The following is a 13,604-nucleotide window of genomic DNA, read 5'->3' as shown; positions in this document are numbered from 1 at the left end:
ACATTGGCTTCCAGGTCATCAACGATCAGGATTCCTGCATCCAGGATGTCGGACAGGCTGATCATCGCGCGGCTCCTTTTTCATTTGCCCTGCCCGATGCGATTTTGGAAAATTCCAATGCCGCATCCAGCGTGATGGATAGGTATTTCAACGCCATTGTCCAATCTATTTTAAGGCGATCATACCCTGTGCTAATTTTTTTGGCAAGACACTTGAATAGAATAGAAAACTAAGAATCCCCCGATTATTCGTATTTAACATTATTAACCGCTCTAACTCCGTCGCCAAGTATGATACGTCTGAACCCATTTGAGCAATTTTTCCGGCTGATGGTTTTTCTTCCAGACTCCGGCGACGTATTTGTTGGCTTCGGCAAGCGTTGGGTAAATGTGTATGGTCCCCAGGATTTTGTTCATGCCTATGCCATGCTTCATGGCCAGCACAAACTCCGCAATCAAGTCGCCGGCATGGTCACCCGCGATAGTGACTCCGAGGATTTTATCCGTACCTGGTTTTGTCAGCACTTTAACGAAACCGTGGGCATTGCCGTCAGCAATTGCCCTGTCCAAATCGGCAATATCATATTTGCTGACTTCATATTTAATTCCTTGTTCGTAGGCTTCTTGCTCGTTAAGGCCAACCCTTGCAACTTCGGGTTCGGTAAAGGTTGCCCAGGGAATGATTGAATAATCGGTACGGAATTTTTTGATATTCCCGAACAGGGCATTAACGGCGGGGTACCAGGCCTGATGTGCAGCCGTATGGGTAAATTGGTAGGGGCCCGATACATCGCCACAGGCGAAAATATTGGGATAATTGGTCGCCTGAAAGCCGTCTATCTGGATGGTAAGTTTAGGCGACAATTCCACGCCTATGTCTTCGAGGCCATAACCAGACGTATTCGGCGTACGCCCGAGAGCCAATAATATGGCATCGAATGGAATGCGTACCGTCTTGCCTTCATGCTCCACCAACAGGATTTTCTCATTGTTTTCTACTACGAATTGTTTTGCGGTATGACCAAGACGGACATCTATGCCTTCTTCCATGAACTGCCCTAATACCAGATCGGAAGCGTCTTCGTCTTCCCGTATTAACAGCCGTGGTGCCATTTCTATCAGGGTGACGTTGCTGCCTAAACGGGCGAAACATTGCGCCAGTTCACAACCGATAGGCCCGCCACCCAGTACGATCAAATGCTTGGGTTGTACACGCAGATTCCAGACGGAATCAGAGGTTAAATAGTCGATGTTTTCAATGCCGGGTATGGATGGTACCAGGGGACGTGCGCCCGCAGCGATAACGATAGCTAAGGTTGTCAGGGTCTGTGTTCCCGGCTTTGTGGTGACTTCAACCTCCCAGGGTGAGATTATTCGGGCGTGACCTTCAATGACGTTAACCCCCAGGTTTTGGTAGCGTTCGACAGAATCATGGGGCGCTATGGACTTAATCACACTCTGCACACGCTCCATAACATCCGAAAACTTGTAGTCTGCCGTCATTTTGGCAATGCCAAACTCCTTTGCGCGAGTGGCATTGGCAAGCAAGCGGGTGGTGCTTATGAGGGCTTTCGAAGGTACACAGCCTGTATTGAGGCAATCGCCGCCCATCTGGTGTTTTTCTATCAGCGTGACTTTAGCTTTGACCGCAGCGGCTAGGTAAGCGGTGACTAAACCTGCGGAACCACCTCCGATTACAATAATATTATTGTCAAATTTCTTGGGTTTAGTCCATTTATGGGTTATGTTGGTTTTTGTCATGTGCGCGATGTTCGACATATTTTTTAGCGATAAGCGGGAAGATACCCAGTAATACAAACGAACCAATCAAGAGAGGTGAGGTTATGTCGGACAAGGATTTAATGCTAGCGAGCTGGGTACCCGCGTTGACATAAACAAGCGTACCGGCGAGCATACCAATCTGGCTGATCCAATAGAAGGTAGCCGTTTTCATGGTGGTTAAGCCCATCACCAGATTGATAATGAAAAACGGAAACAACGGCACTAATCGCAGGGTGAACAGATAATAACCGCCGTCTTTGGCAATGCCATCGTTAACCGTTTTGAGTCGATCAGCAAACTGACGTTCAACACTGTCACGAAATAAAAACCGGGCGGCGAGAAAAGCCAATGTTGCACCAATGCTGGAGGCGAAGGAAACAATTACCGTCCCCCAAAGCAGGCCGAACAGGGCGCCTCCAGCCAGCGTGAGAATAGCAGCGCCGGGTAACGATAACCCGGTTACAGCGATGTAAATGAACCCATAGGCAACCACCGTCATAAAGGGATGCGCGGCACGGTAAGAAAGAATAGCTTCTTGCTGGGATTGCAGCTTAGCCAAGGTTAGGTAGTCCTGCAAATCGAAATAAAAAAAGATCACAACCAATACGGCGATTATTGCTATCAACTGAGTTTTTGATGGTTTCATATAAGCCTCTGGACGTGTTAACATTCACCCGTTTTGGTATGGATGTTATGTTTTACAGGTATTTGATATACCCGTGCAATCGTTATTCGTTTTAGCGTATGTTGATATCATGAAGCAATTAAGCTGTCCTTTAAAATCGGCACATACGTAATTATACTTAATTGTACTTTCCTTTTAGTTGTAATAATCTCAGAGTCAGGTTTGCTTCTAAATTTGATTCTTTAGTGGCAAGATAACTCAAGAAAAAAATGGATTTGTTAACCAGACCTTCATTCATTCAAGCCATTGGACACATTTCCTCAGGCAATGATTCACATCACACCCTAATTTATGCTGAGATCAATCACGCGCCCCAAGTTGCCAGTTTGTTGCAAGGTATTGGCGCGGAAGAAAGGCTTATAAGTGCCATTCAGCATATTATCTACAACAGGATTAAAAATTTGCCGAATGCTAGCATGGGCAAATTAGGTTGGAACCGGTTCGCTGTTATCCTGAAACTCCCGGCCAAGGAAAGCCTTGAGATTGCTGAAGACTTGGCGCAGTTACTGGATAGGCAAACCATAGACATAGACGATGTTAGCTATTATCCAAAATTAATTATTGGTGTAACGCCTTTAGCGCCGGAATATAAGACACCTGAAAGAATACTGGCCGCAATTGATGAGGCGTTATTTCAGGCAAGGCGTACAGGCAATAGCCTGGTAAAGCTCATCGAACATGATGATCCCATTTTGCATGATTATTACGACTCACTAAGGTTGCTGCCGACAATAACGGAGGGTTTGAAAAACCGTTCGTTTGTCCTTTTTGCCCAACCTATCGTGCCGATCATTAAGCAGCAAGTAATGACAGGGCAAAAATATGAAGTGCTACTGCGTTATAAAAACGGGCAGGGGGACATTGATTCGGAAAGCCGATTTTTGGAAACGGCTGAATTATTTCATATCAGTCGAGAAATTGATTTTTATGTGGTGCAAGAATTTTGCCGTTTTTTTGCCCAACAGCATCCAAACACCGTGTATTCGCTTAATATTTCGGGCAGCACGATTCGTTACAGTCCATTTATCGATATTTTGGCAAAAGAATTCAAGCAGTTTGGGGTCAATCCTGAACAGGTTTGCTTTGAAATTACGGAAACCGTTGCGGATCGGGATTTTGAGCAAGCCATCCATTTTATGAATTTATTGAAAAATCGTTTGGGTTGCCAATTGTCCCTGGATGATATTGGGATCGGTTCGAGTAACCTGGCAAACTTGTCCAAGTTTAATGTCGATTTTATGAAGATCGACGGGTCGTTTATTAACAATTTTTTGGTTGATCCGTATTCTGAGCTGGTGGTTAATTTTATAACGTCTGCTGCCAAATTGTATGGTCGAAAGACGATTGCCGAGTATGTAGAAAATGCCGAACAGTTGGAAAAGCTGGAGAAATTGGGTGTTGACTTTGCCCAAGGTTATTTCACCGGTAAACCGGAACCCTTGTTTGATCCGTCGTTAGATTAGCTTATTCTTAGTCGGACTATAGACAAGGACACGTTGAACGTGCCCTTAGTTTTGAGTCAGGAAGAGTATTATTTCTTCAGCAATTCCTTTACTTTGGACATAATACCGACAGGATCAATGCCTTGGTGCGGAAATTGTTCCCAAAGACCGCCACAGCCTTCTTTGTGAGTGCCTAAATGAGCAAACTTTGGCGAATGGCCACGTTCCAGCAACCAGGAACCATAACGGCTGCCTAACCCAGTTTTGCGGTTAAATGATTCAACGACGAGTACCATGGGCGATTTTCCAACCTTTGCCAACATAGCTTCATCAATCACGTTCAAGGTAGGTTTGTTAATCAGGCCCACGTCGATACCTTCCTGTTTCAGGCGTTCAACCGCATCTAAAGAACGGTACAATCCCTCACCAAAGCTGATGATGTAGCCTTGTGTGCCTTCACGGATGATTTCGTCTTTGCCGGAAACAAATTTATAGTTGCCGCCAAACATTTTTTCTCCATTGGCATTGAGTATGCTTGGGACTTTGGAGCGGGTAGAGAATACAAAGCGTAAGCCCGGATCAAAGAAAATCGTTTCCAAACAGGCTTTCATTTGCTCAGGATCGGCAGGAAAGTAAAGGTTGGTCGCATAGCCATCGCTTAAGCCGTTATCGGCGAACATATTGTTCAAGCCAAAATGGCAGGTATTATCGGCCATATCGTCAATACCTGAATGCGAAAAGTGGCAGAGCACATTCGAATTGTTCAAACGGGCCATCGTAATTTCAGAAATACACATCTCCAAAAAGGCGCTAAAAGTACCAAAAATACCTTGCTTGCCTTTTTCCATTCCGAAACCGGCTGCCGCCGAGAAATTGCTGCGTTCCATAATGCCGGAAGCAATAAATACTTCAGGATACGCATCGTGGATTTTCTTTAAGCCGCAAGAGCCTTCCAGGTCGCTATCGATGACGCGGACTTTTTCAACCCGCTCAGAAGCGCTCATTTTGCCTAAGATACCGACAACCGCATCGCCGAATACGTTACGGTTGGCATCCCAGGTTTCGCTGGCACCTTTAAACACGTAATCTTGCTTAGCACCTTTCTGGTACTTAATAATGTCAGCCGCCGCATGATGTCCACGGGATTCAAGGTACTCAATCGCCATTTTGACAGAAATAACGTCATGGCCGTGGTTAGAGCCTTCCAGACCGACAATGCCTGGACACATAGGGCGATGGTTAATGACAGCGACCGGGCCTTGGGTATTGATTGCGGTGATGATATGTTTATACAAACTATCAAGATCTTCACCATCGCCTTCGAGAACGTGTACGCCTTGCCCAGCCAGGGTTTTTGCGGTTGAACAACCGGGCAGATATTTTGAAGGATGTCCCGCAATCGTGACATCGTTATCGTCAATAATCAATTTGACGTTCAGCTTTTGGGCAACTGCCAAACGTGCTGCTTCGGCATCGTTGCCCTCCTGCTGGGCGCCATCGGAACCCAAACAAAACAATACCTTGCTAGGATTTGCCATCGCCACACCGTTAACATAAGGCCACATGTGCCCCAACCGTCCTGAACTGAATTTCACGCCGGGTGTTAAGCCTAACTCCGGATGTCCTGGAAGGTGCGAGTGTGCTTCACGGTAAAGCATCAAGCGCTCAGCCGGGAGGTCGCCATTCAAGGTGGACATCAGATACTGTGTTGCAACGCGGTGTCCGGCTTCATCAAAAAACACAGGCACGAACTTGTCGCTGCTGCCCCTGAAAAGTGCATCCATAATCATCACCTCAGGTACGGTATCGTAAGGCCCGCCTGTGTGTCCTCCTACGCCTCTCGCAGCGCCGGTGGCCGTGAAAAAGACAATAGCATCACGACAAAGCTGAATATTGTGCTTCAGGCTGGCTTTTTGTTCGGATGTGAGTGTGGTGCTGCCAGGATTAAGGCTAATGCGCTGATAGCTGCCAAGGTCGATTGGAAATTTTGTCATGGTAATATCTCGTGTGTTAAAGATTGTTTGTAGTTACCGTTGTATAGCACACGACAACTATCATATAGCTGATAAGTGGTGTTTGATAAGGTGTGGCTTGTCAAGTAACCCACTTCTTTCAGGGTCTATGTTCTCAAAATTAGCTGAATTGGTAAAGTTTTTCCTTATTCCTTAGGCGATGATTTGAGAGGATGCCGGTTTTGCGGACATAAAAAAACCCTGGTCACGCTGACCAGGGTTTCTATACAACAATTAATCAGGAAAGATTAATTAGTTTGGCAGTGCAAACACAGTAAATGTGCCGCCCAATTTGGTGTAAGAGCTTAAACTTCTGTAAGCGCCTACAGCACCCAAACCTTCCGTGTCAGAATCGGATTTACCGGTGTCAAGACCGGCTGCGATACCGATACCTGCCCAGCCACCAATACCTGACAGTACGCCAACGTATTGTTTGCCATTGTATTTCCAGGTATTGACGTTACCGATAATGCCTGATGGGGTTTTGAATTTGTACAGTTCTTTGCCAGTCTTGGCATCGATTGCTTTCAGGTAACCTTCAAGAGTTCCATAGAACACAACGCCACCTGATGTAGCCAATGAACCAGACCAAACCGAGAATTGTTCTTTGTTTGACCAGGCAATTTTACCAGTCTTAGCGTCATACGCCGTAAACTGACCGAGGTTGGTGCTGCCGTCAGGCTGTCCTGTAAGTACATCTGCGCCAGCAGGCATCATGGTTAATGTAGCACCCACATAAGGTTGTCCAGCTTTGTAGTCAACCTCGAATGGTTCATAGTCCATACACAGGTGGTTACCAGAGATGTAAAACAAGCCAGTTTGCGGAGAGTAAGACACAGGCTGTTGGTTTTTAGAGCCTAACGCAGCAGGGCATACGCCTTTGCTGTTTACGTCTTCGCCGTTTTGCTCAGTACTGTATTTAGCAACGACCTGCGGACGGCCTGTTTTCATGTCTACGTGAGTCGCCCAGTTAACGGATTTGTCGAATTTTTCTGCTACCAACAATTCGCCAGTTTCACGGTCTAACGTGTAACCAAAACCGTTACGGTCGAAATGCACGATGGTTTTGCGCATTTTGCCATTCACTTCTTGATCCACCAATGGCACTTCGTTGATACCGTCAAAATCCCACTCATCGTGTGGAGTCATTTGATAAACCCATTTTACCGCACCCGTGTCCGCATCACGCGCCCACAAAGACATAGACCATTTGTTGTCACCAGGACGTTGCACAGGGTTCCACGTCGATGGGTTGCCTGAACCATAATAAATCAGGTTCAATTTTGGATCGTAGCTATACCAGCCCCAAGTGGTGCCGCCACCGATTTTCCATTGGTCGCCTTTCCAGGTTTTTAGGCTTGAATCTGGGCCGACAGGAGTCACTTTTCCGTTTTCCCAGGTTGTGGTGCTGCTGGGGTTAATCAGTATTTCCGCATCTGGCCCCGTACTGTAACCTTTCCAAACCAGCTTGCCGGTTCTCATCTCGTAAGCGGCCATGAAACCACGCACACCAAATTCACCGCCGGAAATGCCGGTCAAGACGTTCTCTTTGACGACAAATGGCGAAGACGTGTTGGTCATGCCCAGTTTAGGGTCGCCATTTTGTACGCTCCAAACCCGTTTTCCGGTTTTGGCATCCAATGCGGTTAACACCGTATCAGATTGTTGCAGGAAGATTTTGCCGTCGCCATAACCCAAACCACGGTTTACGGTATCGCAACACATCACAGGAATCGTGACATCGGCATCTTGAGTCGGTGTGTACTCCCAGATGACGGCTTGCGTTTTTTGGTCTATTGCATACACGGTATTAGGAAAAGGTGTATGGATGTAAATAGTATCATCAATAACCAGTGGGCCACCTTCATGACCACGTAAAACACCTGTTGAGAAAGACCATGCAGGTTGCAGATTCTTTACGTTGTCAACGTTGATGTCTGAAAGTTCGCTGTAACGAGTACCGGCGTAGTTGCCACCCCAAATTGCCCAGTTGTTTGGATTTTTTGTCAGTTGTTCAACTGCGCTATTTGCTGTCGATATTGCTGGTGCGGCTACCAATACTGCCACACTCGATGCAAGTAGCCAGTTTATAAGAGGCTTCTTCATATTATATTTCTCCTGATATCTTGCTTAGTTAGACAAAATACTGATTATGATTTTTTAAGACTTAGTTAGTTTTTTGGGGTGATCATTATTATCTCCTCGGATACAGGACAATTCACGCCAAGTGAGTAGATTTAATTATTTTGCCGTAAAAGTCAACTTTTAATGTAATACGTGTACCCAACAGGTTTTCATGATGTTAATTGATAAGGACAAACCGACTAAACGGACTCTATCCGGTAGCCCCTTCTGTCCCAAACCAGGGCTACACCTTTGTCTTTAGTCCATGCCGTCAAGACAAAACGTTGGGCAGGTTTGCCGTTGCTTTCAAAATTGTGGATGTTAGGGCGGTGGGTGTGCCCGTGAATCAAACGTAAGCAGTTATGTTCAGCCATCATACGGGTTACGGTATCTTGATTAACATCCATAATCTCCTGAGTTTTTTTGCGTTTATGGAAGTAACTTCGTATTCGATACCAACGGGCCACCAACAATCGCACAAACAGCGGTTTGGAAAGAACATTATGCTGCCATTCAGGGGAACGCGATTTGTTCCGGAATTCCTGATAGGGCAGGTCATCGGTGCATAACAAATCGCCGTGCATCAGCAATGTCGGCACACCAAAAAGGTCGATTATGTAAGGATCATCCAACAGGACAATGCCAGTATTATCGCAAAACTGTTTGCCCAGCAAAAAATCACGGTTGCCTTGCTGGAAATAAACCTGAACACCTGATTCCGTAAGCCGTTTGAGAGATTCGCGGATTTTGGGGTTAGGTGAGCTAGTGTCATCATCGCCCACCCAGGCATCAAAAAGGTCACCCAAAATATATAAGGTGCTGGCCTCTGTTGCCCTGCCGTCCAGAAAATGCAGAAAACGATTGGTGATTTCCGGTTTATCCCATGCAATGTGTAGATCAGAAATAAACAGGATTTCGGTTTTCATGACAACAACAGGCACAAGGCTAAAGGCGCAAGGCGAAAAAATCAAAAATCTTTGGCCTTGCGCCTTTTGCCTTATTTCACTACTTCCGCTTTCTCGATAACAATGTCGGTTTTCGGTACATCTTGATGGCCTCCACGGTTGCCTATCGGCTGTTTTGCCATCTCATCAACCACATCCATGCCCTCAACCACTACACCGAATACGGCATAACCCCAGCCGCTGGGAGTTGGGCTGGTATGGTCGAGGAAAGCATTGTCTTTTAAGTTGATAAAGAACTGCGCCGTTGCAGAATTAGGGTCATTTGTCCTCGCCATCGCTAAAGTGCCACGACTGTTTTTCAGGCCATTGTCGGCTTCATTTTTTATGGGGGCATGAACCTCTTTTTGTTTAAAGGCAGTGTCAAAACCGCCGCCTTGCGCCATAAAATCCTTAATGACGCGGTGAAAAATAGTGCCGTTATAAAAGCCCTCATTCACGTAGTTCAAAAAATTAGCGGAAGAAACAGGCGCTTTCTCGGTGTTCAGTTGTACAATTATCGGGCCGAGCGAGGTCGTCAATTTAATTTTAGATGAGGGTTCAGGCATTTTATTTTCCGTTGCAAATGATGAAGTTGCGCTAAGGCACAACAGGGCAGATAGTATCAGAGTACGCATAACTACAACCTGTGCTGATGTTAAACGCGGAATTTTATGTGTTTTTAGCTTGAAAGAGAAGCCCTAATCTTGGTAGATTCCCCAGCTTTGTATAAATTGTATTGCCATTAAGCGTTAGAATTAGCGGATGGCACCGAGAATGTATCTTGAAAATTTATAACACCCTGACCCGCAAAAAAGAAGAATTCCAGCCGCGTGTACCGGGCAAGGTCGGCATGTATGTATGTGGCATGACCGTATACGACTACTGCCACATCGGACATGCCCGCGTCATGGTCGTGTTTGATACCGTAGCAAGGTATTTGTGCCATAAAGGTTACGAACTGACCTATGTACGTAACATTACTGATATTGACGACAAAATAATCCAACGCGCCAATGAGTCTGGTGAAAAATCAGATACACCTTATGAACGAATGAGTAAGCTAACTCAGAAATTCATTACTGCTATGCACGAGGATGAAGATGCGCTATCCGTGAAACGGGGAGATCCCGATAAAAATTGGAAATATATAGAGCCAAAGGCTTCTGAGTCGATTCCTGAAATCAAAGCAATGATACAAGCCCTGATTGAAAAAGATTTGGCTTATATCGGGACGAACGGGGATGTGTTCTACTCAGTCAGCAAGTTCAAGTCTTATGGCAAGCTGTCCGGCAAAAACATTGCAGATTTGCAAGCAGGTGAGCGTGTCGATGTCGATCACGCTAAGCAAGACCCCTTGGACTTCGTGCTTTGGAAAATGGCAAAAGCAGGGGAACCGTCCTGGGAGTCCCATTGGGGTTGGGGTCGTCCCGGCTGGCACATCGAATGTTCGGCGATGTCCACCTGTTGCCTGGGCAACCACTTCGATATTCATGGTGGCGGCATGGACTTGCAGTTTCCGCATCATGAAAATGAAATTGCCCAATCCGAAGGTGCGACCGGCGAAAAATTCGTCAACCTCTGGATGCACAACGGCTTCGTGCGTGTGGACAACGAAAAAATGTCCAAGTCGTTGGGGAATTTTTTTACTGTGCGTGAAGTGTTGAAACGTTATCGAAAGCGTTACGGAGATTGCGCGGGAGAAATAATACGTTTTTTTATCCTTTCCAGTCATTACCGCAGTCCGCTTAATTATTCGGATGAGCAATTGAATGAGGCAATAGCTGGGCTTACCCGATTGTATACTGCTTTGCGTGATATTGAGGTAATTGATGCCTCGGTAGATGAAGCTTATAAAAGCCGTTTTGAACAGGCTATGGATGATGATTTTAATACGCCAGTCACTCTTTCTGTTTTGTTTGATCTTGTTACGGAACTTAATAAGGCAAAGCAAAAGTATGAAATTCAAAGGGCAGGGCAGTTAGCTCACAATCTCATAAAATTAGGCGGCTTATTGGGGATATTGCAGAATGATCCTAATATTTTTTTAAAAGGACAGGCGGTTCACGCTGTAACTGTTGTTGAAAGTGCAATTGCCACTGACTCAAGCTCAGCCTCGTTTACCAGATCACCAGATACATGGATTGAACAAGAAATACAAAAGCGACTGACATTTAAACAGTTCAAACACTGGGATTTAGCCGATCAAATCCGTGATGAACTGAAGCAACAAAGCATTATCCTGGAAGACAAACCCGACGGCACTACCAGTTGGCGGCGTGAATAACCGTTTAAGCCAATGTGGGTCGGGTTACGACCACATGGATGCAGGAGGTAGGGCAACGCATTGAGCAGTTGCCGAGCCTAGCGTAACCCGACAACTGCCAAGCAATATCGGATTTCTAAACTTGATCCGCACACATAGAAACTTTACCAATGACCGAAATCAAAGACCAATCCATACAAACCTTTCTTGACGAACTCGGCAGCAAATCCGCTACTCCTGGTGGTGGCAGCGCCGCTGCACTGATGGGCGCACAAGGGGCTGCGCTTGTCAGCATGGTGTGCCGCCTTACCATTGGCAAACCCAAGTTCGTAGAAGTCGAAACAGAAATGCAGGAAGTCTTGGATAAAGCCGAAGCCTTACGTAGCCAATTGACCGACCTTATCAAATCAGATATCGACGTGTTTGCTCGGCTCATGTCCAAGTACGCCTTACCTAAAGAATCGGACGAGGAAAAAGCCCTTCGTAGCGACGCTATTCAGGAAGTATTAAAAGACGCTACCGATGTGCCTCTGCAATGTGCCTATGCCTGTCTAAAGACTATTGAGTTGGGCAAAATAGCCGCAGAAAAAGGCAATCCTGGTGTAGTCAGCGATGCTGGGGCTGCGGTTATGGCAGCTTATGGCGGGCTAAAAAGTTCGGCATTAAATGTCTACATCAATGCAGGGAGCCTTAAAGATAAGGTTTATGCAGAAGCCAAATTAGCGGAACTGGAGCAGGCAACAAAAGACATTGATAAGGTTGTGGATGGTATTTATCAGACTGTTAAAGCAAGGCTTTAATCCTCTCCACAAGAAAAAACAATTGACGGTTACCCTGCCCCCCGCTATCATACGCTACTCTTTAAGGGCAGTTGGCAATCTCAACAAGCCAGTATAAAGGGATAGTCGGGGTATAGCGCAGTCTGGTAGCGCGCCTGCTTTGGGAGCAGGATGTCGGGGGTTCGAATCCCTCTACCCCGACCAGCTTTGCGCTTGTAGCTCAGCTGGATAGAGCATCGGCCTTCTAAGCCGAGGGTCGCAGGTTCGAGTCCTGCCAAGCGTGCCACCCCTTATCGTTTTATTTCCTATGGTGAGCGTAGCTCAGTTGGTAGAGTACAGGATTGTGATTCCTGTTGTCGCGGGTTCGAGCCCCGTCGTTCACCCCATTAAAATGAATCACATAAACAAATATACTGGGTATTTTTGCAGATGCTGGTGGGAATTCTGGTGGGAAATCATTTCCCGGTCGGCCACACTAAACTGGGCTTTACATCATAAATATTTAAGCATGCTGGCATTTTGATGATCGCTGGCTTCTTGTATATTTCCTCGTGTCGGTTACGCCTTTTCGGTGAATACCGCAGCTGGCGGATTACGACGCGCCCAGAGTACAAACAAAAACGGATAGGCCGCATGTTTGCGCGGCTAAATCCGCCCATTTAATCTGTCTTACGGTTTATTCCCAATAAAAACGTCAGCGCTCGGCGCGGCATACGGGGGGGTGCATATCTTAGCTATGGGTAGTAGGTCGGGGTGACGAAAGGCCCCCAATATAATTAAACCGCCATTGGAGGGTTCGTACCTTCCCCCAACCTACCGTGCTATTTACAGTCCCAGTTATGGCATATAATCCTCGCCTCCACTGAGGTGTTTCCTTGATCGTTACCTATGGTAAGTGTCACGGGTACAGGATTCTCAATATTACTGAGTTCAGCGCCTCTGCCTAACACCATTAATTCATAGTTTTTGGCATTTTCACGCTCTAGGATTACATGCAACGCAACGCCGTTGACCTTACCATGAAAGCGAAACTGCTTTCTACCGTGTTTCTTTTCCTTGAATGTACCGGCGGGCAGGGTTACGGAATAGGAACCTACGCGTAGCGTCATAGCCTCTTTGGGTGGCAGGATGCCGTCACTATCGCCACCTAAAGTAATTTCGGCTTCGAGGTTGAAACGATCATGATTATGGCCGCGCCGCACGTCAATGTCGAGTATCGGAACAAACTTTCGGAACTTGACAAACGCCTCAGGAACAACTGCGATGTAAAAGGGATTCAGGCCCTGAGGATCTAGCCCAAAATCGCTCAGCACCGAGCGTGCGCCACTCTTTGGATCGATACGCCACACCGAGCCGTTCTCATTGAATGATGAACGGCTGGCATCCCCGTCGGTGACCAAAATTTTGCCGGAGGCTTCCAAAGCAATATCTACCGGGGAATATCCCTGTGTTTCGAACGGACCGTCGCTAAAGTCGGTCAACACACTGAACATATTAGTTCTCTGATTGAACCGATAGAGCTTGCCCCTGCTGTTACCGACGTAGGCTGCAACGGCCAAGATAGAACCCGAGGC

General features: G+C 46.4%; 11 protein-coding genes and 3 tRNA genes. 7 read left to right on the top strand and 7 right to left on the bottom strand.

From position 1 onward, the window contains the following. The coding region (locus tag ACLQ6D_RS11850; RefSeq protein ID WP_411727493.1) for a hypothetical protein at positions 1 to 233 on the top strand (233 nt) is incomplete at its 5' end. Positions 234 to 272: 39 nt separating this feature from the next. Here the strand turns inward: ACLQ6D_RS11850 and ACLQ6D_RS11845 are convergent. Next, on the bottom strand, positions 273 to 1,760 hold the full coding sequence (locus ACLQ6D_RS11845) for a dihydrolipoyl dehydrogenase family protein (RefSeq protein WP_411727492.1): 1,488 nt from the start codon (positions 1,758 to 1,760) through the stop codon (positions 273 to 275). Next, positions 1,735 to 2,427: a TVP38/TMEM64 family protein gene (locus ACLQ6D_RS11840; RefSeq protein ID WP_411727491.1), complete on the bottom strand. Its 693-nt coding sequence runs from the start codon at positions 2,425 to 2,427 to the stop codon at positions 1,735 to 1,737. The genes ACLQ6D_RS11845 and ACLQ6D_RS11840 overlap by 26 nt, the downstream gene beginning before the upstream one ends. 248 nt (positions 2,428 to 2,675) lie before the next feature. Here ACLQ6D_RS11840 and ACLQ6D_RS11835 point away from each other — a divergent pair, with 248 nt between their 5' ends. Beyond that, a complete protein-coding gene (locus tag ACLQ6D_RS11835; protein WP_411727490.1) occupies positions 2,676 to 3,929 on the top strand; it encodes an EAL domain-containing protein in 1,254 nt (417 codons plus the stop codon). Between the two features lie 68 nt (positions 3,930 to 3,997). Here ACLQ6D_RS11835 and ACLQ6D_RS11830 read toward each other — a convergent pair whose 3' ends face one another. From ACLQ6D_RS11830 to ACLQ6D_RS11815, 4 genes are all read right to left on the bottom strand, one after another. After that, positions 3,998 to 5,902, bottom strand: coding sequence for a transketolase C-terminal domain-containing protein (locus ACLQ6D_RS11830; protein ID WP_411727489.1), 1,905 nt, complete (start codon positions 5,900 to 5,902; stop codon positions 3,998 to 4,000). Between the two features lie 270 nt (positions 5,903 to 6,172). Next, a complete protein-coding gene (locus tag ACLQ6D_RS11825) occupies positions 6,173 to 8,026 on the bottom strand; it encodes a methanol/ethanol family PQQ-dependent dehydrogenase (protein WP_411727488.1) in 1,854 nt (617 codons plus the stop codon). A gap of 218 nt (positions 8,027 to 8,244) precedes the next feature. Then, positions 8,245 to 8,970, bottom strand: a complete 726-nt coding sequence (locus ACLQ6D_RS11820) for a UDP-2,3-diacylglucosamine diphosphatase (RefSeq protein WP_411727487.1) — start codon at positions 8,968 to 8,970, stop codon at positions 8,245 to 8,247. Positions 8,971 to 9,041: 71 nt separating this feature from the next. After that, the gene (locus ACLQ6D_RS11815) at positions 9,042 to 9,623 is read right to left on the bottom strand and encodes a peptidylprolyl isomerase (RefSeq protein ID WP_411727486.1); all 582 of its coding nucleotides are present in this window, start codon (positions 9,621 to 9,623) and stop codon (positions 9,042 to 9,044) included. A 143-nt stretch (positions 9,624 to 9,766) separates the two neighbouring features. On the opposite strand from ACLQ6D_RS11815, the gene cysS reads away from it, so the two are divergent. The 5 genes from cysS (at position 9,767) to ACLQ6D_RS11790 (ending at position 12,416) form a co-directional block, all read left to right on the top strand. Next, complete coding sequence (gene cysS, locus ACLQ6D_RS11810; RefSeq protein ID WP_411727494.1) at positions 9,767 to 11,272, top strand: cysteine--tRNA ligase; 1,506 nt, start codon at positions 9,767 to 9,769, stop codon at positions 11,270 to 11,272. A gap of 149 nt (positions 11,273 to 11,421) precedes the next feature. Continuing rightward, the gene (gene fchA, locus ACLQ6D_RS11805) at positions 11,422 to 12,051 is read left to right on the top strand and encodes a methenyltetrahydrofolate cyclohydrolase (RefSeq protein WP_411727485.1); all 630 of its coding nucleotides are present in this window, start codon (positions 11,422 to 11,424) and stop codon (positions 12,049 to 12,051) included. Between the two features lie 106 nt (positions 12,052 to 12,157). Beyond that, a tRNA-Pro gene (locus tag ACLQ6D_RS11800) sits at positions 12,158 to 12,234 on the top strand. 5 nt (positions 12,235 to 12,239) lie between these two features. Next, a tRNA-Arg gene (locus ACLQ6D_RS11795) sits at positions 12,240 to 12,316 on the top strand. Between the two features lie 24 nt (positions 12,317 to 12,340). Further along, a tRNA-His gene (locus tag ACLQ6D_RS11790) sits at positions 12,341 to 12,416 on the top strand. A 435-nt stretch (positions 12,417 to 12,851) separates the two neighbouring features. On the opposite strand, the gene ACLQ6D_RS11785 is transcribed toward ACLQ6D_RS11790, so the two are convergent. After that, the coding region (locus ACLQ6D_RS11785) for a hypothetical protein (protein WP_411727484.1) at positions 12,852 to 13,604 on the bottom strand (753 nt) is incomplete at its 5' end.

Origin of the sequence: Methyloglobulus sp. (genome assembly GCF_046714055.1) — a bacterium.
Lineage (GTDB): Bacteria > Pseudomonadota > Gammaproteobacteria > Methylococcales > Methylomonadaceae > Methyloglobulus.
The sequence above is the reverse complement of the archived record's forward strand: the minus strand, read 5'-3'. Positions and strand labels throughout refer to the sequence as shown.